The sequence below is a fragment of the uncultured Bifidobacterium sp. genome (assembly GCF_949292005.1).
Lineage (GTDB): Bacteria > Actinomycetota > Actinomycetes > Actinomycetales > Bifidobacteriaceae > Bifidobacterium.
In genome coordinates this window covers 40234-62429 of sequence record NZ_CASEXV010000076.1, presented here as the reverse complement: position 1 = coordinate 62429, position 22196 = coordinate 40234, and the positions used below count along the sequence as shown (strand labels likewise).

Annotated in this window: 22 protein-coding genes; 9 read left to right on the top strand and 13 right to left on the bottom strand. The window is 61.8% G+C overall.

Annotation, left to right across the window (positions count from 1 at the left end; translation table 11 throughout):
* Positions 1-60 precede the first annotated feature (60 nt).
* Positions 61-1032 carry a methionyl-tRNA formyltransferase gene (gene fmt, locus Q1X90_RS05725; protein ID WP_300767520.1) on the top strand — a complete coding sequence of 324 codons (972 nt, stop codon included), beginning with the start codon at positions 61-63 and terminating at the stop codon, positions 1030-1032.
* Between the two features lie 10 nt (positions 1033-1042).
* On the opposite strand, the gene serB is transcribed toward fmt, so the two are convergent.
* The gene (serB, locus tag Q1X90_RS05720) at positions 1043-1711 is read right to left on the bottom strand and encodes a phosphoserine phosphatase SerB (RefSeq protein WP_300767958.1); all 669 of its coding nucleotides are present in this window, start codon (positions 1709-1711) and stop codon (positions 1043-1045) included.
* 70 nt (positions 1712-1781) lie between these two features.
* On the opposite strand from serB, the gene Q1X90_RS05715 reads away from it, so the two are divergent.
* From Q1X90_RS05715 to Q1X90_RS05690, 6 genes are all read left to right on the top strand, one after another.
* On the top strand, positions 1782-2480 hold the full coding sequence (locus Q1X90_RS05715) for a DedA family protein (RefSeq protein WP_300767956.1): 699 nt from the start codon (positions 1782-1784) through the stop codon (positions 2478-2480).
* 4 nt (positions 2481-2484) lie between these two features.
* Positions 2485-4077, top strand: coding sequence for a proteasome ATPase (gene arc, locus Q1X90_RS05710; RefSeq protein WP_300767954.1), 1593 nt, complete (start codon positions 2485-2487; stop codon positions 4075-4077).
* Positions 4074-5660 carry a depupylase/deamidase Dop gene (dop, locus tag Q1X90_RS05705; protein WP_300767517.1) on the top strand — a complete coding sequence of 529 codons (1587 nt, stop codon included), beginning with the start codon at positions 4074-4076 and terminating at the stop codon, positions 5658-5660. The genes arc and dop overlap by 4 nt, the downstream gene beginning before the upstream one ends.
* 104 nt (positions 5661-5764) lie before the next feature.
* Positions 5765-6595 (top strand): inositol monophosphatase family protein, encoded by an 831-nt coding sequence (locus tag Q1X90_RS05700; protein WP_300767515.1) that lies wholly within the window; start codon positions 5765-5767, stop codon positions 6593-6595.
* A gap of 113 nt (positions 6596-6708) precedes the next feature.
* Complete coding sequence (locus Q1X90_RS05695) at positions 6709-6924, top strand: ubiquitin-like protein Pup (RefSeq protein ID WP_300767513.1); 216 nt, start codon at positions 6709-6711, stop codon at positions 6922-6924.
* Entirely contained in the window at positions 6924-8444 is a 1521-nt protein-coding gene (locus Q1X90_RS05690; protein ID WP_300767511.1) for a proteasome accessory factor PafA2 family protein, read from the top strand. Before Q1X90_RS05695 ends, Q1X90_RS05690 begins: the two co-directional genes overlap by 1 nt.
* Before the next feature lie 193 nt (positions 8445-8637).
* Here Q1X90_RS05690 and Q1X90_RS05685 read toward each other — a convergent pair whose 3' ends face one another.
* The 12 genes from Q1X90_RS05685 to Q1X90_RS05630 form a co-directional block, all read right to left on the bottom strand.
* The gene (locus Q1X90_RS05685; RefSeq protein ID WP_022860490.1) at positions 8638-8919 is read right to left on the bottom strand and encodes an HU family DNA-binding protein; all 282 of its coding nucleotides are present in this window, start codon (positions 8917-8919) and stop codon (positions 8638-8640) included.
* A gap of 175 nt (positions 8920-9094) precedes the next feature.
* Positions 9095-11539, bottom strand: coding sequence for a lysylphosphatidylglycerol synthase transmembrane domain-containing protein (locus Q1X90_RS05680; protein WP_300767435.1), 2445 nt, complete (start codon positions 11537-11539; stop codon positions 9095-9097).
* Positions 11540-11547: 8 nt separating this feature from the next.
* A complete protein-coding gene (gene purB / locus Q1X90_RS05675; RefSeq protein ID WP_300767433.1) occupies positions 11548-12993 on the bottom strand; it encodes an adenylosuccinate lyase in 1446 nt (481 codons plus the stop codon).
* Between the two features lie 97 nt (positions 12994-13090).
* Positions 13091-14521 carry an alpha/beta hydrolase gene (locus tag Q1X90_RS05670; protein ID WP_300767431.1) on the bottom strand — a complete coding sequence of 477 codons (1431 nt, stop codon included), beginning with the start codon at positions 14519-14521 and terminating at the stop codon, positions 13091-13093.
* An 8-nt stretch (positions 14522-14529) separates the two neighbouring features.
* Positions 14530-14784 (bottom strand): hypothetical protein, encoded by a 255-nt coding sequence (locus Q1X90_RS05665; protein ID WP_300767429.1) that lies wholly within the window; start codon positions 14782-14784, stop codon positions 14530-14532.
* A 90-nt stretch (positions 14785-14874) separates the two neighbouring features.
* A complete protein-coding gene (locus Q1X90_RS05660) occupies positions 14875-15480 on the bottom strand; it encodes a DUF6466 family protein (RefSeq protein WP_300767427.1) in 606 nt (201 codons plus the stop codon).
* The gene (locus tag Q1X90_RS05655; protein WP_300767425.1) at positions 15477-16505 is read right to left on the bottom strand and encodes a VWA domain-containing protein; all 1029 of its coding nucleotides are present in this window, start codon (positions 16503-16505) and stop codon (positions 15477-15479) included. The genes Q1X90_RS05660 and Q1X90_RS05655 overlap by 4 nt, the downstream gene beginning before the upstream one ends.
* Positions 16502-17605: a VWA domain-containing protein gene (locus Q1X90_RS05650; protein WP_300767423.1), complete on the bottom strand. Its 1104-nt coding sequence runs from the start codon at positions 17603-17605 to the stop codon at positions 16502-16504. Before Q1X90_RS05650 ends, Q1X90_RS05655 begins: the two co-directional genes overlap by 4 nt.
* Positions 17569-18096 carry a hypothetical protein gene (locus Q1X90_RS05645; protein WP_300767421.1) on the bottom strand — a complete coding sequence of 176 codons (528 nt, stop codon included), beginning with the start codon at positions 18094-18096 and terminating at the stop codon, positions 17569-17571. The genes Q1X90_RS05650 and Q1X90_RS05645 overlap by 37 nt, the downstream gene beginning before the upstream one ends.
* Positions 18093-19034, bottom strand: coding sequence for a DUF58 domain-containing protein (locus tag Q1X90_RS05640; RefSeq protein ID WP_300767419.1), 942 nt, complete (start codon positions 19032-19034; stop codon positions 18093-18095). Before Q1X90_RS05640 ends, Q1X90_RS05645 begins: the two co-directional genes overlap by 4 nt.
* Entirely contained in the window at positions 19031-20122 is a 1092-nt protein-coding gene (locus Q1X90_RS05635; RefSeq protein WP_300767417.1) for a MoxR family ATPase, read from the bottom strand. The genes Q1X90_RS05640 and Q1X90_RS05635 overlap by 4 nt, the downstream gene beginning before the upstream one ends.
* 74 nt (positions 20123-20196) lie before the next feature.
* Positions 20197-20904: a uracil-DNA glycosylase gene (locus Q1X90_RS05630; RefSeq protein WP_300767413.1), complete on the bottom strand. Its 708-nt coding sequence runs from the start codon at positions 20902-20904 to the stop codon at positions 20197-20199.
* A gap of 181 nt (positions 20905-21085) precedes the next feature.
* Between Q1X90_RS05630 and Q1X90_RS05625 the strand changes: the two genes are divergently transcribed.
* The gene (locus Q1X90_RS05625) at positions 21086-21727 is read left to right on the top strand and encodes a LytR C-terminal domain-containing protein (RefSeq protein WP_300767411.1); all 642 of its coding nucleotides are present in this window, start codon (positions 21086-21088) and stop codon (positions 21725-21727) included.
* A 122-nt stretch (positions 21728-21849) separates the two neighbouring features.
* Entirely contained in the window at positions 21850-22053 is a 204-nt protein-coding gene (locus Q1X90_RS05620) for a cold-shock protein (protein ID WP_300767409.1), read from the top strand.
* The last annotated feature ends 143 nt before the right edge of the window (positions 22054-22196 follow it).

The window sequence follows — 22196 nt, the reverse complement described above, 5'->3', positions numbered from 1 at the left end:
CGCGTCGTGATGCCGTTCGTGATTGCTCCGTATGGCCGGTGAAAGGAAAGGTCGTTCATCATGCTCAAGCTTCTTTTTGCCGGGACTCCAGATGTCGCGGTTCCAGCCTTGAGGGTTTTGGCCCAGGATACCGAGAACTTCGATGTGGTGGCGGTGCTCACACGCCCGGATGCCCCAAGCGGCCGGGGACGCCGTCTGACTCCCAGTCCGGTCAAAGTCGCCTCTCAGGAGTTGGGGATTCCTGTTCTGGAATGCGATCCCACCGAACCGGCCTTTCTGTCCGAGCTTGCGGCCACGGGGGCTCAGGCGGCGGCGGTGGTCGCCTATGGGCGGATTCTGCGCTCCGATGTTCTTGAGGCGTTGCCGCAGGGATGGTACAACCTTCACTTCTCGCTTCTTCCGCAGTGGAGGGGCGCGGCTCCCGTGCAGCGGGCAATCTGGTCGGGGGACACCGTGACGGGCGCGACGGTTTTCCGTATAACCCCCGGATTGGATTCCGGTCCGATCCTCTCCCAGTCCACGGTGTCCATCGGTGCCCATGAGACGGCCGGAGACCTGTTGGACAGGCTCTCCCAGGATGGTGCCAGCCTTCTGCACGCCACGCTGCGGGCCATGGACGAACATGGAATCACGGCGGTGGATCAGCCAGCCGGATCGTATGACCGCGCAGAGAAGATCCGCACGGAGGACGCCCGTATCCGTTTTGATGTTCCCGTTTTCGCGGTCGACCGACAGATTAGGGCATGCACTCCCGAGCCCGGGGCTTGGTGCGTTCTTCACGCCACACATGACGGGGAGGACCGCTCGCAGAAGCTTCATGTGACCAAAGCCGTGCCGGCGCCCTCCGAGAATCCGGACGTTCCGGACTCGCTTGCTCCCGGTCGTGTGATGATAGGACGGCGCAGCGTGTGGATCGGAACATTGACCAGGCCCATAGAGATCCTCATGGTGAAACCCGAGGGACGGCGTGAGATGCCTGCGGCCGATTGGGCCCGTGGCGCGCGTCTCGATCCGGATCCGCGCTGCAACTGATGGCGCGGATTCAGCGCAGGTAGTCGAGCACCAGCCGCAGATCGCGTGTGGTGATGCGCTGTGGCGCGGCCTCCTGCACCGCCTCCTTTGCGCAGAAGGCTATGCCCAGACATGCCGCCTGAATCATGGGGATGTCATTGGCCCCGTCGCCGACGGCGACGGTCTGAGACATGGGAATCCCATCCTGCCTGGCCCAGGTTCTCAACGCGGAGAGCTTCGTGTCGCGTGTGACGATGTCTCCGCGAATCTCTCCGGTCAACATCCCATCCCGGACCTCCAGACCATTCGCCAACCAGTGGTCGACTCCGGCGTCATGCGCCAGCCTGTCCACGATCTCGTGGAAACCTCCCGACACCACCCCGACCTTCCATCCGTGGGAGTGCAGGGTTGCGATAAGGTCCAAGGCGCCTGTCGTGAAGTGGAGCCGATGGTAGACGTCATCGAGCATGACCGTGGGAAGTCCCCTGAGAAGGGACACACGCGCCCGAAGCGCCTGGCGGAAGTCCATTCCGCCCTCCATGGCCAGACGCGTCATGTCCGCGATTTTGGCACCCATTCCGACGGCGTCGCCCAACTCGTCTATCACCTCCTCGTCGATGAGGGTCGAGTCGACATCCATGACCAGCAATCCGGGGTCTGAGAGAAGAGGGGGCTCTGGGGTGGATGGTGTGCCGGCCATGTTGTGCTGGGCGTGGAAATCGTGGAAGGACATGTTGACGATTGTCGGAAAGCGTGGGGACAATGGCGGTATGCATCTTGTTCTCGCAGTGTCGACGGTTCCCCTATGTGGTACCGATGAGGGAGTCATCGGATCGATCACCAGCTGGTTGGTGTCGTTGATGGGGACGATCGGAGGAGTGGGCGTCGCTCTTGCCATCGTGCTTGAATCCGTGTTCCCGCCCATTCCCAGCGAGGTGGTTCTTCCCCTGGCGGGCTTCACGGCAGCCCAGGGCAGCATGGGCCTTGTCCAGGCAATCGTATGGGCCACGGTCGGGTCTCTTGTGGGAGCGTGGGTTCTGTACGGAATCTCCCGAGCGGTGGGGCTTCATCGCATTCACCGCGCGGCCGACGCTCTTCCCGGAGTTGGACGGGATGACGTCGAGAAGGCGACGATGTGGTTCTCGCGATACGGGACATGGTCGGTTCTGATCGGAAGGGTGATACCAGTGGTGCGATCCCTCATATCGATTCCTGCGGGGCTTGCGGGCATGTCCTTTATCCGTTTCTCCGTATGGACGCTTCTGGGGTCGGCGGTGTGGAACACGGTGCTTGTCGGGGCCGGGTACATGCTGGGGGACCAATGGTGTTCGATCCTTGGTGCTCTGGGGGTGTTCGAGGACGTCGTCATCGTTCTTTTCGCGGTTGCGCTGGTCGTCGCCGTTGGATTCCTCGTGCGGCGCATGATCAGGAACCGCCGTGGGACGGGAAGGGATGAGGATGGGATCTGACGCAATGAACATGCATGGCGATGACGGTGGCGTCACGGGGACGGGGGACGCCGCACTCCGGACGGTCGACGGTCTGGCCGAGGAGAACGACTCCCTGAGGTCGCGCAATCATGCTCTGGCTTCTGCGCTTCAACGCGCGGGGAAGGAGCTTGAGAAGGCGAAGGCCCGGCTCGACCAGGTCAATGAGCCTCCCATGACCATCGGAACCATGATGTCGGTCGACTCGGTGCGTTTCGATTCACAGGGAGTGCGGCATGCCACGGCCGAGGTCATGGTCGGTTCGCGTCGGTTGATCGTCGCGGTCTCGGCGGGCGTCGAGCTGTCGACGCTCTCTCGCGGCGATGCCGTGGCGTTGAACGACTCGATGGTGCTGGTGGCAGTCAGGAACGTGGACCGGTTGGGGCAGGTGCGCCGTGTCCAGCGCACTCTTGACGATGGACGCCTTATCGTCACCGACGGGTCGGGTGGCTCCTCCGTGCTCGATCGCGCCTCGTCGTTGTCGGATTCCCCTTTGACCGCTGATGATTCGGTCGTCGTCGATCCCACCGGGCGTTTTGCCGTGGAGGTCGTCAACGGCCATGACGACGCCGATCTGGTGCTGGAGGAGACCCCTGACGTGTCCTTCGACGACATCGGGGGTCTGGACTCGCAGATCGGGCGTATCCGCGACGCGGTGGAGCTTCCGTATCTGCACCGCGGACTGTTCGAACGGTACAATCTTCGCCCGCCCAAAGGGGTGCTCCTCTACGGTCCTCCGGGGAACGGGAAGACCCTGATAGCCAAGGCGGTAGCCAACTCGCTTGCGGGCATGTCCGGAGCGCGTGGGGTGTTCCTGTCCGTCAAGGGGCCCGAACTTCTCAACAAGTACGTGGGAGAGTCGGAGCGCCTGATTCGTGTGATCTTCCGCAGGGCGCGCGAGCGTGCCGCCGCCGGACGGCCGGTCATAGTCTTCATCGACGAGATGGATTCGTTGCTTCGCACGAGGGGAACGGGCGTGTCCAGCGACGTGGAGACGACGATCGTGCCCCAGTTCCTGTCGGAGATGGACGGCGTCGACTCCTTGGACAACGTCATCGTCATCGGCGCGTCCAACAGGGTCGACATGATCGACCCCGCGGTGCTGCGTCCCGGAAGGCTTGACGTCAAAATACGCGTGGACCGTCCACGTCGTTCCGAGGCCCAGGCGATTCTGGGACATTATCTGACGAACGACCTCCCCTTCGACGACGGCGTCCGCCCGGAGGAGCTTGTGGGGCTTCTCGCCTCCGACATCTACCGCGTCGACGAAAACCGGCATGTGTGCGACATCCGTGACGACCAGGGCCGATGGAATCCGGTGTGGTTCTCCGATCTCACATCGGGCGCCATGCTGCGCAACATCGTTGACCGGGCCAAAACCGACGCCGTCAAATCCTCCATAGTTTCCGGATCCGATGTGGCCATAGGGGTGTCCATGCTCGCCGCGGCCGTGCAGGAGGAGTTCGACCAGACTCGTGACGAGGTTCTTGACGCCGATCCCGTGCAGTGGGCCCGTGTCAATGGAATCGGGGATGGCCGGGTGAGCGCGATCAGAAGGCCGGGGGAGGCCGCGTTATGACGGTGCGCCGCATGATGGGCACGGAGACCGAATATGCGGTGTCGTGCGTGGGGGCGCCGCGGTTCGATCCGGTGGGATGGTCGTTCTCGGTGGTCAGGGGCGCAAGCGATCCCGCCACCTCGCATATTCGGTGGGATTACCGCGCGGAGGATCCGGTCAACGACGCCCGCGGACATCGTCTTCCGCGTTCGATGGCCAGGGCGGATATGCTCACCGACGAACCCCGGTCGGTGATGGTCAATACCGTGGTCCCCAATGGTGGAAGGGTGTATGTGGACCACGCCCATCCCGAGTATTCCGCTCCGGAGACGCGCGACCCCTTTGAGGCAGTCGTGTTCGATCATGCCGGGGACGCGATTATGCATGATGCGGCGGCCGAGGCTGGGCGGACAGTTGGACGGCCCATGCGTCTGCATCGCAACAACATCGATGGCAAGGGGGCGAGCTGGGGAACCCACGAGAACTATCTTATGCCGCGTTCCGTGCCTTTTGACCACGTCGTTCCCCTGATGACAGTCCATCTGGTGTCCCGACAGATATTCGTGGGATCGGGACGGGCCGGACTGGGGGAGAGATCCGAGGGTGCTGGGTATCAGCTGAGCCAGCGTTCGGACTACATACACACGCGAATCGGCCTCCAGACCACCTTCGACCGTCCGATCATCAACACAAGGGATGAATCCCATTCGACCGACGACTGGCGGCGGCTGCATGTAATCGTGGGAGACGCCAACCGCATGGATGTTCCCCAGGCGCTTAAGCTGGGAACGACGAGCCTGGTCCTATGGATGGTGGAGAACGGATCCTCCCATGGCGTCGATGTGGAATCGCTTGCGCAGGGGCTTCTTCCTGTCGATCCCGTTGCGGCGCTCCATACCGTCTCCCGCGATCTCACGCTCTCCGCACCCATACAGACGCAGGGTTGCGGGATGATGACAGCATGGCAGATGCAGACCAGGCTGCTGTCCACGGTTTACCGGATCGCCGCCGACGTCCATGGCGTCGATTCCACTGGCCGCCCCCTGTGGCCCGACGAGTCCACCTCCAGAATCGTGGATCTGTGGAGCCGAGCGTTAAGGGATGTGGCTGCGATCCGTCATAGCGACGATGACGCTCGGATGCGGATGGCCGACGAGGCCTCCCGTGTCGAATGGCTCCTGAAGTGGCAGCTTCTGCAGCGGTGGAGGCAGCGGGGGGGTCTGTTATGGACGGATCCGCGCGTGCAGGCGCTTGCGTTGTCATGGTCGGACATCGATCCGAAGTCGTCGGTGTTTTCCCGCCTTCGGGGGGCTGTGGAGAACATCGTCCCTGATGAGGGCCGGGCCGTTCTCGCAGCCGGCCATCATGCTCCGGAGGACACCCGGGCATGTGTGAGGGCACGGCTGCTGTCATTGTTCCCCGATCGTGTGGTGGCCGTGAGCTGGTCATCCGTCACGCTAAGGCTCGACGATGGTGGTCTGGCGAGTTTGGACATGTCGGATCCGAGCGAGGAGTGGTGCCGGTCACGGATGCGTCTTCTCGATGCGGACGCACGGGTGCGGGGAACGGACAGCGTGATTCGCGAACTGGTGTCCGGACGGTAGAATCGGTGGGGTGTGGACGTCCACGGCGTTCCATGCCGAGGATTGTGCGATGTCCCATGAGGGTGTTGCCGGTGGGACATGGAAAGCGGACACGGAGATAGACAATGGATTTACGCGAACTCGCCATGGACATGGCCAACGTCGTTCAGGAGGCCGGGCGCCACGCGCTTCAATATCAGATGACGCCCCACGACCTCGCCGTCGCCCCCCTCACTGTCGATGATGCGCAGTTCACTCCGGATGTGGACCGGAGGTTGATGAGGTACATCGAGGGAAGGATTTCCGAGAAGGCCTTCTACAACGGATTCTGGCGTGACCGGCCGCCGCAGTGCTCGCCGTGGCAAAGGTACTGGTGTGTGGGCGGGGTCGATGGAGGGGTCAACTTCATCCGCAATATGGCTGAATGGACGGTGACGGTCTCCTTGTTCGAATACAACGAGAACCTGTCCGCGCAGCCGATCATCGGAATCGTGCACGCTCCGGCTCTGGGACTGACCTACGTCGCGGCCCGTCAGCAGGGGGCGGTCCGCATACGGACCACTCCTCTGGGCGAGAAGAGGGACAAGGTCATGCCATCCATGGCGTCCTCCCTGAAGGGCTCGGTCGTCAGCTATGGTATGTCGATTTTTCCCAAGGAGTCTCTTCGTGCTTTGGACGTGGTGGCGGCCATCGCAGGGAAGCCGGCGGACATCAAAAGGGTGGGGCCGGTCTCGCTCGATCTGTGCCGTGTGGCCGATGGAACGTATGACGCGTATTTCGAGCCGAATCTGCACAGGTGGGACGTCCCCGCGGTGTCGGCGGGAACGGTCGTGGTGTGGGAGTCCCAGGGGAAGGTGCGTCAGTGGAATGATGACGAGATTCAATGGGGGATCGAAAACGACATCGTCGCATCCAATGGTCTGATCATCGAGGAGCTGAGTCCCTATCTGCAATAGCGGCGTCGTCGCGCGGTTGCTCGTCTGGTGAAAGACCATCGTGGATTGATGGGTGCGCGGCATGATGGATATGTGCGGGGTGTGGACAGGAAGAGAAAAGGGAGGTGCGTGATATGCCGGGAACGAGATCGCAGGAGAGACCACACAATCAGGATCATGATCGGCGTCAGGCCGAGGATGAGGAGACCCAGGACGTCATGGGGCGGACGGGCGACGCCGCCGATGTGGAGGATGTCGATCTGGATTCCGTGCTGGACGACATCTCCTCCGCTTTGGAGTCAAACGCCGAGGAATACGTATCCGGTTTCGTCCAGCAGGGCGGGCAGTGATGCCACAACTGCACGATAGCGGGAGCCGTCGGGTCGGGAATGCGGATAGAAGTCCTGAGTTTGAAGGATTCTCGCGGATATTCGGGATCGAAACCGAGTATGGGATCAGCGTTACCGGTGATTCCCATCATGATGATCCCAGTGCGGTCGCATTGGCGATGTACCGCCCGATCGTGTCGAGGTGCAGATCGACCAACACCTATCTGACGAACGGAGCCAGGTTGTATCTGGATGTGGGCTCCCACCCCGAATACGCGACGGCCGAATGCCGTGATCCGTATGATGCGCTGGTTCAGGATCGTGCCGGCGAGGAGGTCATGTCACGCCTTGCCGTGGATGCCCAGCGGCGCATGGCGGCGCAGTCCGGACGTGCGGTGAAGGTCCATCTTTTCAAGAACAATGTGGATTCGGCCGGTCATTCCTTCGGATGCCACGAGAACTATCTTCTTCGGCGTTTCGTTCCGTTGGATATGGTGGAGAGGGAATTGGTGCCGTTCCTGGTCACGCGGCAGATCTTCTCGGGCGCGGGGCGCGTGACAGCGGACGGGTTTGAGTTGTCCCAGCGCGCGGGATTCCTTGACGAGGCGGTCTCCTCAGCAACGACACGGGCCAGACCCATGGTGAACACCCGCGATGAGCCGCATGCCGATCCCGAGGAGTTCCGACGTCTGCACGTCATCATAGGGGATTCGAACCGTTCGCAGTATGCCACCCGGATGAAGCTTGCGACCACGCATCTGGTTCTGTGCGTGATGGAGGACGCTGCCCGTCATGGCGTGGCGTCGGGCTTTGAGGACTGTGGACTTGAGAGTCCGGGGAAGGCCAATCGCCGAGTCAGCGCGGGTGGCCCCTCGACCGTTGTCGAATTGCGTGATGGGCGTGGGCTTTCCAAGATACGTGACGGCGTCGGGACTCGGTCGAACACAGCGACGGCCGTGGATGTCCAGAGGCGTTATATTGCGATAGTCACGCGTTTCCTGGATTCCAAGGGGGAGAAGGTCGATGCCGGTCTGACGACATCAAGCGCAAGGTCCATAGTGGAGGAGTGGACGGAGCTTGTGGATGCGGCCGCTGCGGGGGACGTCCGCGCTCTGTCCAATCGTGTGGACTGGGCTGCCAAGAAGCGTCTGATTGCGAGATGGAGGGCTCGGGGAGTCACGGATTCACGGCGTTTTGCCGAGCTGGATCTCGACTATCACGATATCGTCAACGGCGCATCATACCCTGCGCTTTTGGCCCGTGGCCTCATGAGGGTGGAAGTCGGCGCGGACGTGGTCGATTCTGCAATCGAGAATCCCCCGTCGGATACAAGAGCGGCGTTGCGCGGACGGTTCATGAGGTCCGCTTTGCGATCGGCGCATCAGTGGAGCTGTGACTGGACACGCGTGGCGATCACCGGTGACGACAGGCATGAAGCCATGCTTATCGATCCATTCGACTCGGCGCCATCGGAGGGCTATCTGCGGGTTCTGGACATGCTTGATGCATTGACGGAAGACACGTCACCGGAGAGACGCTGAACAGCACGGTGAGCGGATAAGCAGAGGGGACGACACGGGCTCACCACGCTTGCGGGCTCGATGCGAAAAATGCGCATCCATACGAAAAACCGTCCGTTGCTGAAACGACTATGGTTCAACAGCGGACGGTTCTTGCGAACCTGGTGTGGGTGGATTCCGCGGAACGCTCCTTTGGAATCCACCCCCGGCGGTGCTACTTGGTCACGGCCTTCTTCAGCAGCGAGCCGGCGGAGATGCGGACACCATAGGATGCGGGAATCTCGATGGTCTCGCCAGTGCGGGGGTTGCGTCCCGTGCGGGCGGCACGCTTGACGCGCTCGGCCGAGAAAAGGCCTGTGAGCTTAAGTCCCTCTCCAGACTGCATCGCTTCGACGAAAACATCCTGGAAGGCGTTGACCGCGGCCTCGGCCTGGGCCTTGGTGAGGTTCGACTTCTGCGCGATCTTGGAGACGAGATCAGACTTGTTGTATGCCATGAAAGCATCCTTCTTGGTCAGGGGCCTTCTCTAAGTTCTCAGGCCACGTTCACCAACCGATGATACCGCAGTTTTCCGTATGGGACATACGATTTCGGGGGTTTCTCCATGTCGTCTTCCAGCATGGGGGACATTGTGCCCGACCGTGTCCCAGATGTCCAGGGCGAGTGCAGCGTTAGATCTCGTCATGGGCTGACAGCCATCTCATCGCTGCCGCGCCGGCCGGTATGCGAAGCCAGTAGAACACCACGCGGTAGAGAAGAGTGGCCGAGAGCGCGATGCCGGCGGGAACCCCGACGCCGCTGAACGACAGGGTGAGGGCCGCCTCCACCGCTCCCAGTCCGCCCGGCGTGGGCACCGCGGAGGCCAGTGTGTTGGCGAGAAGGAAGACGAAGGTGGTCTCCACAGGATTCGTCCACGTGCCGAATGCGGCAAGAGCCATCCAGAATCCCAGAGCCGTGGCCACGTTGAGGATGACGGCGCCAAGAAAACCCAGGACAAGGCGTTCGGGGCGGGCGAGAATATCAATGAAACGCCGTGCGTACACCGCGGCGAGGGGGAGGTACCGATCGGTGATGAGCTTGCGTATGGGTGTGATGATCATGGCGAGGCAAAACGCCAGCGTCACCGTGCCGATGACGATTATCAGCGTGTTCGTGGGAATCGCTCCGGACAGGGTGTTGCTACCCGTGAACAGCCCCACGAGGATGGTGAGCAGAATGGTGGTGAGGCCTTGGACGGCCCAGGTCGCGCTTGTTACCGCCGTCGCCTCGGCGTTGCGCAGGCCGCGGCGACGAAGATGCTGGAAGTTGATGAACGCGGGTCCGACCCCTGCCGGCATCGATACAGCTGTGAGACCTGAGGCGACCTGTGTGAGGAACAGGGCAGGCCAATTCCGCCGGTCCCTGTCGATGAGAACGCCCAGCGTCATGGCGGATCCCATCCAGGCGATGATGCTCAGAAGAACGCATAGGGCCGCGTAGATGGGCTTGGCGTTCGTCACCGCCGCGATGATGTCGTCGGGACGAAGCTGGGTGAAGACGACGGCGACCGCCACCACGGACAAGGCTATGGTGATGAATGATTTGAAACTGAATCGTGAGATGGTGACGGATTGCACGACGTCCGCGTCATCGGGAGCCAGATTCTGCAGCGATGACCTCAATGAGGAGATCAGTTGTCTGGTGCAATCGGGTAGCGAACGTGTTCCGACCGGAAGGGCGGCGCGCTGTATGAAGGGGGAGAGGGAGAGAAGGGTCTCGACGTTCCACACCCGCCGCGCGCAGGCGATGGCACGGTCTGTGCCGAAGCACGATGCGAGCAAGATGATCATCTGTGCCCTGTCGACCATGATGTTGGCGTTGGCGCTTGCGCAGTCGCCATTCTGCCAGCCTGCGATGATGGGGGTCCCGTCCGTGAGGATGGCCAACGACGATGGAGTTATATGACGATGCGTGTATCCGCGCCTATTGGCTGTGTCGAGATACGTCAGATACGCGACCGCCGAGTCCTCGTCAAGCGTGGAGATGTCCCGGGGACGTGGCGTGCCCTCGGCGGGGAACACCAGCAGGGAGGATTCTCCCGAATCCGCTGTTCCATAGACGTCGGGGGTCCGCAGTCCCGCGTGGGACAGCCCCAGAATCATGGAGAGATGATGGTGGTTCGCGTCGAACACGGAACGGTCGCGGCGCACGGGTATGCCGCTGAGCCGTATCCATTGCCAGAGCTGATTGAGGTATCCGGCGACATGGGCCTGGCTGTCCAGCACGGAGACGACGTAACGACCTCCGTCGCGGGTGGTCATGTCGTATAGCCGTGACCCGTCGATGAGGTCGTCATCCAGGACGGCGGTGGGAACGGCGTGGGTGTGCGCGTCGGCGTCTCGTCGTGTCAACGATTCGGGATCCAGTCCTATGGACCGCAGTGTTTGCACTATCTGGCGTCCCCAGATGCCTTGGTTCATCGTGCCTGAGGCGAATCGGAGAAGCGATCCGACGACGCGGCCGACAGTGAGGGACACAAGCGTTCCGGCCACCGAATACCAGAGAACCGCCACCAGAAGCACGGCCATGGCGAGAAGGGCGCTCCAGCCCCATTTAACCGACGACCGTGATCGCTGGGGGCCGGCCATGGTCAGAAAGGCTCCCAGTCCCGCGTAGATGTCGGGGAGAAGCAGTGTCCGTGGGCCGGCCTCCAATGAGTCCAGCGTCGACAGAAGGGAGGTGTCGCCTATTCGGAACAGCGCGAGGGACAATGCCCACGCCGCGCCGTACCCCACGAACAGGGCTATGACGGACATGGCGGACTGAAGCCATGCGCGTCCGATCAGAAGGTGGATGAGCACCGTCACCACTATCAGCACGGTGACCAGCTGCTGGAGCATGGATGCGGGAAGATTCACCAGCCAGTCGACGGATCGCACCGCGGTGTTCGCGTCTGATTCGACTCCGGAGGTGACGCCTTGGAGCGTTGATGCGGTCAGCAGAACGACCAGACCGCAGACCAGCGCGATTCCGGCATGAACGATGTCCCCAAGGCTTCTTGTCAGATGGGCTGGGGTATCGATGATGGTGACGCGGCCTTTACCGGTGTCTGACATCGGCCCGGTATGGGTTGGCATGACGCTGGTCATAAGCGGTCGAAGTCGACCAGCCTGTCCGCGCAGCCCGTGTATCCCGCTGGAGTCAGATGGCGCAGCCGGTCGGCTGTTTTCTCGTCGAAATCAAGGGAGTCGATGAATTTTTCGACGTCCTCGTGCGATATCTCGCGTCCCCGCATCAGCTCTTTCACCTGCTCGTAGGGCCTTTCCATCCCTGACCGTCCGGCGAGTTCCGCCGCGCGCATGGCCGTTTGAATCGGCTCTCCCAGCACCTCCCAGTTATCGTCAAGCTCCTTGTCCATCGCCGCCTCGTTCGGATGGATGGAGTGGAGACCGGCATCGAGGTTGCTTAGTGCGAGGACGGAATATCCTATCGCCGATCCGATGTTGCGCTGGGTGGTCGAATCTGTCAGATCACGCTGCCAGCGGCTTTCTGTGAGGGTCGCTGAAAGCGAGTCCAGCATCGCGCAGGAGATCTCCAGATTGGCCTCCGCATTCTCGAAGCGGATGGGGTTGATTTTGTGCGGCATGGTCGAGGAGCCGGTCGCGCCTTTGACGGGTTCCTGCGCGAACACTCCGCGGGAGATGTACATCCAGACGTCCACGGCGAGGTTGTGGAGGATGCGGTTGATATGGCTGATGGTTCCATAGAGCTCGGCCTGCCAGTCGTGGCTTTCGATCTGGGTGGTGAGGGGATTCCATGTCAGCCCCATCCGCTCCGTCACGAAGTATCGGGAGGCCTCTATCCAGTCAACCTCCGGGATGGCGGCCATATGCGCCCCAAAGGTGCCGGTGGCCCCGTTGATCTTTCCGAGGTACTCCTGCTCCCGCACATGGCGGAGCTGCCGTTCGAGACGGCGGACGTACACCGCCAGCTCCTTTCCCAGGGTCGTGGGAGTGGCGGGTTGGCCGTGAGTGAGGGAGAGCAGTGGCCGCGAGCGGTATCGGTGGGCCTTCTCGTCAAGCTCGTCGACGATGCTCTGGACATCCGGGAGCCATATGTGCTCGACGGCGTTCTTCACGCATCTGGCGATGGACAGGTTGTTGATGTCCTCGGACGTGCAGGCGAAATGGACCAGTGTTTTGAGATGGGGGAGCTGACTGTCGGCTGGAAGCGTGGACGAGGAGGAATCCAGAGCGTCGTCGATGGAGTATTCGACGGCTTTCACATCATGGTGGGTCACCGCTTCATGGGCCGCATGCCGCGCGATCGCCTCGGCGTCGAAATTGTCGGCGATGGAGCGCAGGAACCGGCATTCCTCGTCGGTCAGGGGATGGACCCCCGGGACCAACGGCGTGTTCCCGTTGCCCTTGTACCCGTTGGCCAGAAGAATCATCCATTCGACTTCGACTCGGATTCTCTCCCTGTTCAGGGCCGGCTCGCTGAGAAACTCGACGAGGGGCTGCGTCTGGCGGCGATAGCGTCCATCAAGAGGAGACAAGGCTATGGCGGGGGATATCTCAGTGAGGTTCATGACATACAGGATACTTCGAGCCGTGAACCGCGCCGGCATTCGGGGTCGGACCAGGAGACTCGTCGTATGGGACATGGAATGGCATGGCATGCGCTCGCTACCTCCCCATTCGGCCCTGCCAATATGTGGTGGAGACAAGACCGCCGGACAGAAGGCCGGACACGTTGCTTTCGTGTTCGAGAACCTGGGGTGATCCCCACGACAGGGCATCCGCATACGCGGCTTGATGGTAGTTAAGCCAATGGGTGATCTCTCCCGAGTGGGCCCCTTCCACCTGGGTTCCGGCATCTGTGGATCCTTTGATGGATCGGCCTCTTATGGTGATTTGATTGGAGCCGTTCGGATTCGATCTCCCGTCGAGGGACGCGACCAGCTCGTCCTCCATCTCGATGCCTGTTACCAGGGTTGATGAGGGGATTGGATGGTTGGCGATGGGAGATCCCGCCGTGATGATGTGGTCGATGGTGAACGAATTGGACATGTCCGCCGCCACTGAGGCCGCCACGATTCCTCCCTGGGAGTGTCCGGCGAGGATCACTGAATCCATTTTCTCGATTCCGGCCTGTCTCATCGCCTCAACCACCATCCGAACGCTGTCGGCGCGCGCACGCTGATCGCCGCTCGCGCTCATCGCCTCGAGGTTCTGCTCCCATCCGAAGGGCGAATCGGGCTGCCCGTCGGTTCCTGGTATCAGCACAAGCCAGGTTCTCTCTCCTGATGAGTTCACATATTGTTGGATCGCGATGGTCGCATAGGACAGACCGCTGTCGAGATCGGTGCGTCCGAGCCTCTCCTGAGAGAGTCGCCGCAGATTCTCCAGAACGTCGCTGATCGTTTCCGAGGGAAGAGCCACCTCCTGGGAAGGAGTGACCGATGTGAGCGTAAGGGTGTCGCCTTGTATCAGGTTGTTGATCCGCGATGTCAGCATGGCCAGCGATCGGGCGGCGGCGGACACCATGCCCAGGCCCGTCGATGCGGTTAGTATGCGTGTGCCCATGATGCTATCGGCGGCGGATGCCGTCGTGGCCTCGTGGAGTGCCGCGGAAGAGGACAGAAAATCGGTGGTGGTGATCTTCCCATCGGTCGCCAGTCCCCGAATCGCGCCGATTGTGGCCAAGCCGAGCGTCGCCGCAATCGGAGCGGTTGGATTCACCGCTCCCGCGATTCTGACCATGCGCGATAGCACTGTCCGTGTGGTTTCCTCGGCCTGTGAGTATAGGCCATGCGCCCGAGACACCTGATCACCGAGGAAGCTGAGCCGCTTCGCCAGTGACGCGCAGGATTCCGCGTATTGCAGGCAGAGTGCGGATTGTCTTGCGATGATGTGATCCCATGCCTGGCCATTCCCCGTCACGGCGTTCAGGGCCGCGAAGGATGCTCGGGTTCCGGCGACGGACATGCCCGTGCTCATCCACAGAAGCGCGAGACGTTCGAAGCGGCCGGCCTGCGCGTGGATGGCGCGGATAAGCCCGGTGAACTGTTCGGACCGGGCCGCGCTCATCGACCCTCCGGACACGGATGAGCTCACGCGCACATTCATGGCAGCAGCTCCGAACGCGTTCGTGACCAGTCGAGGCGGACGCTCTCCCTCAGGTCCATTCCCAAGCTCACGCAGCCGTTCAGCTCAGTGAGGAAACGCTCATGGGTCCGCCCTGTCCATGTGGCGGGAACCGCTGAGGTGAGAGCGCACAGATCATCGACGGCCGACTTCGTCATGTCCACAGGCAACGACATTGCCGTATCTACACGGGAACCGATTGTTGGGGGTGTGGTCAACGAGGGAAAGCTCATGTCGTCCATTCCATCGTCCATATCATGCCGGCGCCACATCCGCGACGTCTATGTGGTCGGATGGATGCGGTGGCTAATGGATGGCGGTGGCTACCACGGGCGCACCGAGGAGCTTGATGATCCTGTGGGCGATGATGTGGACGACGATGTGGAGGAGGCGCTGGGTGATGCCGCGGATTGAGATGCCAGCATCTCCTTGATTTTCTTGCGTTGCTCATCGGTGAGGCTTTGCGATGAGGATGACGTGGACGAGGATGATGACGACGAGGACGCCGACTGGCTCGCGCTTGATGAGGTGGTGCTCGAGGATTTCGACGACGCGAGCTCTTTGTCGATGAGCTTGGTGAGGCGACGTGATGTGGCCGCGTTCTTCTCGGCGGGTTCGCGCACCGAGGGAAGAAGCGCCGGGCTGAGCTTGAGCGTGTTGTCGAATCGGGAATCGTTGCGCTTCTGGAGGGCCAACAGCGTCGAAAGATCGACGTTGTTGGAGGCGGCCGAGCGCAGATTTGAAGAGAGCGTCGATGCCGCTTGGGATGACAGGTGGGAGCCGATGGCGTTGATTCCCGTGAACGCCGCGAATCCCATGAGCACAAGGCCAAGAACGATAAGACCCAGTCGTGCGGCCAGACCCGCGCGGGGACGCGGCGTGTCCGCCCGTGTCCCCCCTGTTTTCGCCGCGTGCGTTCTCCACGTCATAGAAGCCTCCTGCTGGTGCGGAGCCATGACAGCAGCTCCCAGAGGGTAAGGATGAGAAGAGCCGCCGCAATGGGCCATACGATGGGCGACTCCGTGGTCGCGGTGGTTTTCACCGTTCGTGTTCTCCAGGAACCGCCGGACGAGGATGCCTTGGCCTTCGCGGCTGTGGCGTTGGATGTCATCAGGACGTGCGTCCCTCCCATCTCATCGGCTATGGATTCCAATTCCGCGGAATCCATGCGGGATATTCCGGCCTTGCCGGTTGTCGGATCGATGACCCAGTCGTCGGTCGACGAGGATGGGCTTTCGTTTGTGGTGGTTCTGGGGATGTGCCCTCCGGTCGTCGAACCGACCCCCAGGACGAACGCGTCATCGAGATATGCCCGGAGCGAGGAGTAGGTGCGACGTGTTGTGGAACTGGTGTTCTCGCCGTCGGTTATCAGGTAAAGGAGTATCTGGTCTTGGGGATGCTGGTCATGAATTGATTTCAACGTTCTGAGCAGAAGATCCAAAGGGGTGTCGAGGCTTGATCCGGACGATGTCGACGTCGGCTCGACCGTCAGTCCTTGCGCCCACTCGCTGATGGCAAGCGTGTCCGGAGTCAGTGGGACGTCGACCGTCGCCGAGGAGCCGAAGCTGATTCCTGCGAAGCTTGAATCCGGGTACAGGCCCGTGATGTCCTTCACCGCGGATGAGGCGGCGGACAGTCTGCTGACGGTTGACGACGATCCGTAATGGGCGTCCGATACGGCCATTGAGCCCGTCACATCAACGGCGATAACGACATCCGTCGTTTTGACGGCCGAACTTGTGACGGTGACGCTCTGCAAGGGTGTGAGGGCTGCCAGCGCCACGGCAAGACAGATGAGTGAGCGCCGCGCGATGGAGCCCGCCGTCACATCCGTGGGGTGATTGCGCGATTTCCGCCACAGGACTATCTGGACAATCGCGAGGAGCACCATGACGGCGGCGATCGCGGAGCCGACGGGCCATCCCAGCGCCGGCGAGAACGTGACCGCGCTCATCGTCTCAGCCTCCATGCCGTGGCCATCCACAATGCGGTTATCACAGCGAGGGCCAGAGTCCACCATCCAGGCGAATCCGTCACGGTGGCGCGCGTGAGTTCCCTGTCTGCGCCGGACCGACGTTTTTCCAGCTCTCTGACGAGGCTCTGCACCGATGTCTCGGTTGTGGCGGACATGAACATTCCTCCGTGCTTCTCGATGAGGTTTTTCATGGAGGACGCCGCATCACCCGAGAGGCTGTCCTGCGGACCCGAGAACATGCCGTCAACCGTGATGGACGCCTGCGACGTGAGGGACAGCGCCTGCGCCAACGTGTATGTCGGGGTTCCGGCCGTCACGTTGTCGGTGGCGAGGAGGATCGAGGCGTTCCTCGTTGACCCGGTTCCGCCTGTGGACGATGACGCTGAGCTTCCGTAGACGAATCCCGGGAGCATGGACGCGCATCCCACCAGCCCGTCTCCGATGAGGGATGTCGAGTCCTTCTTGTTCTGCGTTCCATCGAGCCAATCCGAGATCTCCTGATAGTCCTCGTCGCTCATGTCGTCGATGTCGGCCTGCGACTGCACGACCTTCAAGGTCGAGCTCGCGGTGGATAGCTGGTTCTCCACAAGCTCGTAGTCGTCGGTCAGGGGGAAGACGGTGCGGGATGTGGAGTTGAAGATGCTCAGACCGATGCGCTCTCCTGACGCGTTCTTGGCAACATCCAGATAGGTGTCGATGACCTCGCGGTCGTAAGGCAGCGTGGATCCCGACACGTCAAGGCAGAGGATGATGTCCCTGTTGGACGAGTACTGGGTGGTGCTGTTGACCGTGCTGGGACGGGCGAGCAGGATGATGGAGAGGATGACCATCGAGGATAGGGCCACCAGCGCGACACGATTGAGCCTTTTCCATGTCGACAGCAGCGAGGCCCCCTCGTCGCTGTCCCATGCCTCGGATACGTCGAAAACAAGTGGATCGTCGGTGCGGTGTGTCCTACGGCGGTCCGCCAGAATCAACGCAATGACGATTGCAAGCGCGAGCGCCAGGGCCGATACGCCCACGATTGGCCAGCGGAAGGTGATCATCGTCGCCACCTGTCCACGAGGTTGAGAACCCATTCCGCGGCGTCATCCACTGTGGTGTCGGCGACAAGGGGATTGCGCCGCCGGGCGGAGAACTCGGCCGGATATATGGCGGCTATGGTGTGCCGGAGCATATCGATGCCATCGGTGTGCGATGTCGTGGAGCGGAGTTCTGAGATGTCGGACAAGGTGCGTGATCCCATGGGCGTTCCAGTGCTCTCCTCGGCGAATTCTCTGGCGATGCGTGCCAAAGCCGCATACGCCTCATCGTCGTCCATCGTCCCGCTGTGGTTTTTTCGCACGACATCCTCCACCCGTGATCTCCACGCGTTCTGGTGGGGTGATCTGCTATGGGCGCCTCTTGCGCGGGAGCTTGGCGGTGTCGGCACTGAAGGACGTGATAGGGCGCGCGCCGCTGCGAACAGGCATACGGCGATGGCGATCGCAGTGACGGCGAGGAGGATGAGGGTGGTCGCCGATCCGGTCTGCGCTACGGAGAGTGTGGAGACGTCGAGTGTCTGCGTCATGCCCGCCTCCATGAGGATGCCTCGGAGATCCCCTGCCGTCCTTGGGCCGGCGTCATGACTCTGGACATCTCATGCAGGAACCGGTCGAACATCGTTTCGCTGGAATCCGCACGCACATGGACGGCTCCGACTCGTGTCATGTCGCGGTCGAGCATGGCGGACACATACGCGCGGCGCGCGTCGATGTGCTCGGCCACGGAGGATCCGATCATGAACGAGGGGATCCTCCGTCCCCTTCGGTCGCTGAGACGGTATCCGTGGTCACGCAATGGATTGACTGTGGAGACCCTGATCAGGATAAGTGGGTGGGAGCGTGCGATGCCGGTGAGCATCGTGATGTGGTCGGTGGTGATGGAATGCTCCTCGGTGGCGACGACCACAAGTGAGTGGCGGTCACGGATGCGCGAGAGGTAGTCCAGCATGGAACGTGCGTCGCGTGGATGCCGTCCGGCGCGTTCCACGCCTGAGTCCACGATGGATTCGAACCGCGCGAGACTTCCATGGAATGGCGTTCTCACGATGCGGTGCGAGTCGGCGGTCACAAACGATATGTCGTCGAGGCGGCGAAGGCTCAGAGCGCCCACCATGCACAAGGCGTTCGCGGCGACATCGACGGCCCTTTCGCCGTTCGAGCAGATCCCCGTCATCTCCTCGCCGACATCGAGAATCATCCACACACGAGATGTCGCCATGCGCTCGCGGCTGACGACGACCGGGCGTCCGATGCGGGCGCTCGCCCTCCAATCGATCAGCCTGGCCTCATCCTCGATGGTGTATGGACGGATGTCGGTGACGTCGCCATCTCCCGAGGGGCGTCCGGAGGGATGTTCCCCTTCGAGCATCCCCAGCGCCCTACGCACGGTGGGCATGCTGAGTGACGATCCAAGCCGCTCGATCTTGCGCCGTACGGGATTATCCTGCTCTGCCGCGGGGATCATGGAACGGGAACCGCCTCGACGATCTGGTCGATGACCTTGTCGGCCGTCACCCCGTCGGCAAGCGCCTCAAAGGTCAGAATCAGGCGGTGTCGGAGAACATCGTGGGTGAATCGCCGCACGTCCTCCGGAATGACGTAGTCCCGGTCGGACAGCAGCGCTCCCGCCTGCGCCGTGCGCATAAGCGCTATCGACGCTCGGGGGCTCGCTCCGAGTCGGACGGTTCGCGACAATCCCTTGACGGGGTTGGGGCCGCCGCCACGCGAGGTCCAGGCGAGATTCACGGCGTAGGACATGATGGCCTCGGACACATGCACGCGGCGCGCTGCGGAGCGGAGGAACTGGACGTCCTTGATGCTGATCGGCTCGATCTGGGGTGCCGACGGGATGGCCGAATCGGATTCCCTCTCGGAAAGCATCGACAACATGGAGGTCTCGTCCTCGACGGTGGGATAGGTCATGATGGTCTTCATCATGAAACGGTCCATCTGGGCCTCGGGAAGCGCGAAGGTGCCCTCTTCCTCGATCGGGTTCTGCGTGGCTATCACCATGAAGGGGGAGGGAAGGGGAATGCGCTCCCCTCCGATGGTCGTGGCGCCCTCGGCCATCGCCTCAAGCATCGCCGATTGTGTTTTGGCGTTGGCCCTGTTGATCTCGTCAAGAAGGACGATGTTCGCGTGGATGGGTCCTATCTGCGTGACGAAGCGCTGGGACGCGAAGTCGAAGATCTGCGTTCCCACCAGATCCGATGGCATGAGGTCGGGTGTGCACTGGACCCTTTTGAAACTGCCGGAGACGGATGCCGCGAGCAGACGGGCCGCGGTGGTCTTGGCCAGTCCCGGAACCGATTCGATGAGTATGTGGCCACCCGCCGCAAGAGCGACGATCAGCGCCTCGCGCAGGTCGTCCTGACCTACGAGCGCGGTTGAGAACCGGTCGCGGATCCTGTCGGCGATCGACGTCGCGTATCGCAGGCCGTCCGGGGAGATCTGGGGGGAGCTTGCCGTTGTCGAGGCTCCGAACGGAGGCGTGGGAGCGGCCGCCCCGGCGAGCGGGGACGGGGTTTGTGGACGTGGAGGGGGAAGCGGCATGATGAGGTGCTCTCCTGACGGTTGACGGTGGACGGACAGTATTGTAGCGGCCGGCGCGGCCGGTGCGCTGAGAGCTATGAGGGGAGCTCCCAATCTATGGGGGTGGCGCCCATGTCAGTCAGCGCGCGATTGGTGCGGGAGAACGGTCGTGAACCGAAGAATCCGCGGGAGGCCGACAAAGGACTGGGATGAGGTGACTCGATGACCACCGCGTTCGTAAGCAAAGGGGTGAGGGACCTTGCGTTCCTGCCCCACAGAATGGCCACCAAAGGTCTGGGTCGGCCCTTGTCGTCCGTTCTGTCATTAAGCGCGCGGATGGCCGCCTGGGTGATCTCCTCCCATCCCTTGCCCTGATGGCTGTTGGGTCTGCCGACGCCGACAGTGAGGCATCTGTTGAGGAGCATCACCCCTTGGCGTGTCCATGGCGTCAGATCCCCGTTCGCGGGTCGCGGGACGTGAAGGTCGTCGCAGAGTTCCTGATAGATGTTCGACAGGCTTCGGGGGATGGGGGAGACGTCGGGCGCCACGCAGAAGCTCAGACCCACGGGATGGCCGGGTGTCGGATATGGATCCTGGCCGACGATCAGGACTTTAATCGAGTCGAAGGGTATGGTGAACGCTCGAAGCACCGACGAGGCCGGAGGAAGCCATCGACGTCCCTGGGCGTTTTCGGCCCGGAGAAAGGATCCCATGGCATGCACCTGGGGCTCCACGTCCGACAGGGCGCGGGCCCACCCGGGGTCGATAAGTTCGCTCAGAGGCTTTATGCGCGACGTGGTCATACGTCCACAGTATGTCCTGCCTCGCCCAAGTCGGTGGACGGTTACCATGGTCCTTAACCGCGGGATTTGGCTTTCGGCGCGATTTCGCGTGTATGTACGGTGGATGTGGTGGCGTCCGGGTTCCGGGTTGGTCGCCAAGCCGGTAGACTACGACTGGTAGCGCAGCGAAGGGAAGGCCATCATGGCGCGTAATGAACGCAATAACGGCGTAATCGTCGATAGGGACGCCTTCGACGATCCGCCGGCGGGTCCGGTTGGGACTCACCGTGGGAACAGGCCTTTTCTGGTCAGGCTGTCTCCCGTTCTGATTTCCGTCGTCGTGGCCGCGTTGGTCGGACTTCTCGTCTGGGCGGTCTATTCCGGGCAGATATCGCACGTGGGTTCGCTTTTCGGCTCATCCTCCTCGCAGGCGACCACCGCATCCTCGTCGGCCATGGCTTCGTCATCGTCGTCCGCGTCGGCCACGTCATCGTCCGCGTCGACATCTTCGTCGGCCACGTCATCCACAGCCACGTCGTCATCCACGGCGACGCAATCACAGACAGGAACAGTCGACAAGTCGACTTCCGTCCGCGTCGTCAATGCCACCGGAGTGGCGGGATATGCCGCGACCAAGGCGAGTGTGCTGGAGCAGGCAGGCTACACCAACGTCACCGCGGCCAACCCCACGGACTCCTCGACTCTTCCGGATCAGACGGTCGTCTGGTATCAGAGCTCCTCAGACGAGGCGACCGCGAAAAGCGTCGCGGACTCTTTGGGGATCACGTCGGTCCAGCAGGAGGACGGTCTTGTCTCTCCGATTGTGGTTGTGTTGATCAATTAGTGGGCGTGTCGGCGTTTTATGCGCGGGTGACGCTATAGTGAGTATGGCCGCGAGATGGTGAGCGCGAAATCAGTCGGACTCTTCTGTATATCTGTGCGGTGCTCTAACGAGGGATGATTGCTATGGCACAAGGTACCGTTAAATTTTTCAATGATCAGAAGGGTTATGGATTCATTACCCCTGATGATGGTTCAGAGGATGTGTTCGTTCACTACTCTGTGATTCAGGGAGAGGGACATCGTACGCTCCATGAGAACGACAAGGTGGAGTTTGAGTCCGAGTCGAGCTCGAAGGGTCTTCAGGCGACCACGGTGACGCGCATCTGAGCGTTTCGCTGATTCTGGCGGTGGGGTCCCGGCTATTAGCCGGGGCCCCACCGTTTTGCTGTTCATGCCGTAAGCGCAATCCCCGTGACGTGTGTTGGCACTCCGCCACGCTGAGTGCTAATCTCCCAGTTAGCACTCGAGAT

What these genes read in the sequence shown, in the direction of transcription:
- dop (WP_300767517.1), top strand. Translation starts at nt 4,074, where the DNA reads ATGACGGTGCGCCGCATGATGGGCACGGAGACCGAATATGCGGTGTCG.
- Q1X90_RS05660 (WP_300767427.1), bottom strand. Translation starts at nt 15,480, where the DNA reads ATGACGTGGAGAACGCACGCGGCGAAAACAGGGGGGACACGGGCGGAC.
- Q1X90_RS05655 (WP_300767425.1), bottom strand. Translation starts at nt 16,505, where the DNA reads ATGAGCGCGGTCACGTTCTCGCCGGCGCTGGGATGGCCCGTCGGCTCC.
- purB (WP_300767433.1), bottom strand. Translation starts at nt 12,993, where the DNA reads ATGAACCTCACTGAGATATCCCCCGCCATAGCCTTGTCTCCTCTTGAT.
- Q1X90_RS05700 (WP_300767515.1), top strand. Translation starts at nt 5,765, where the DNA reads ATGGATTTACGCGAACTCGCCATGGACATGGCCAACGTCGTTCAGGAG.
- arc (WP_300767954.1), top strand. Translation starts at nt 2,485, where the DNA reads ATGAACATGCATGGCGATGACGGTGGCGTCACGGGGACGGGGGACGCC.
- Q1X90_RS05645 (WP_300767421.1), bottom strand. Translation starts at nt 18,096, where the DNA reads ATGACGCAGACACTCGACGTCTCCACACTCTCCGTAGCGCAGACCGGA.
- Q1X90_RS05625 (WP_300767411.1), top strand. Translation starts at nt 21,086, where the DNA reads ATGGCGCGTAATGAACGCAATAACGGCGTAATCGTCGATAGGGACGCC.
- Q1X90_RS05690 (WP_300767511.1), top strand. Translation starts at nt 6,924, where the DNA reads ATGCCACAACTGCACGATAGCGGGAGCCGTCGGGTCGGGAATGCGGAT.
- Q1X90_RS05695 (WP_300767513.1), top strand. Translation starts at nt 6,709, where the DNA reads ATGCCGGGAACGAGATCGCAGGAGAGACCACACAATCAGGATCATGAT.
- Q1X90_RS05635 (WP_300767417.1), bottom strand. Translation starts at nt 20,122, where the DNA reads ATGCCGCTTCCCCCTCCACGTCCACAAACCCCGTCCCCGCTCGCCGGG.
- Q1X90_RS05630 (WP_300767413.1), bottom strand. Translation starts at nt 20,904, where the DNA reads ATGACCACGTCGCGCATAAAGCCTCTGAGCGAACTTATCGACCCCGGG.
- Q1X90_RS05640 (WP_300767419.1), bottom strand. Translation starts at nt 19,034, where the DNA reads ATGATCCCCGCGGCAGAGCAGGATAATCCCGTACGGCGCAAGATCGAG.
- Q1X90_RS05650 (WP_300767423.1), bottom strand. Translation starts at nt 17,605, where the DNA reads ATGGGTTCTCAACCTCGTGGACAGGTGGCGACGATGATCACCTTCCGC.
- serB (WP_300767958.1), bottom strand. Translation starts at nt 1,711, where the DNA reads ATGGCCGGCACACCATCCACCCCAGAGCCCCCTCTTCTCTCAGACCCC.
- Q1X90_RS05715 (WP_300767956.1), top strand. Translation starts at nt 1,782, where the DNA reads ATGCATCTTGTTCTCGCAGTGTCGACGGTTCCCCTATGTGGTACCGAT.
- Q1X90_RS05665 (WP_300767429.1), bottom strand. Translation starts at nt 14,784, where the DNA reads ATGAGCTTTCCCTCGTTGACCACACCCCCAACAATCGGTTCCCGTGTA.
- fmt (WP_300767520.1), top strand. Translation starts at nt 61, where the DNA reads ATGCTCAAGCTTCTTTTTGCCGGGACTCCAGATGTCGCGGTTCCAGCC.
- Q1X90_RS05620 (WP_300767409.1), top strand. Translation starts at nt 21,850, where the DNA reads ATGGCACAAGGTACCGTTAAATTTTTCAATGATCAGAAGGGTTATGGA.
- Q1X90_RS05680 (WP_300767435.1), bottom strand. Translation starts at nt 11,539, where the DNA reads ATGCCAACCCATACCGGGCCGATGTCAGACACCGGTAAAGGCCGCGTC.
- Q1X90_RS05685 (WP_022860490.1), bottom strand. Translation starts at nt 8,919, where the DNA reads ATGGCATACAACAAGTCTGATCTCGTCTCCAAGATCGCGCAGAAGTCG.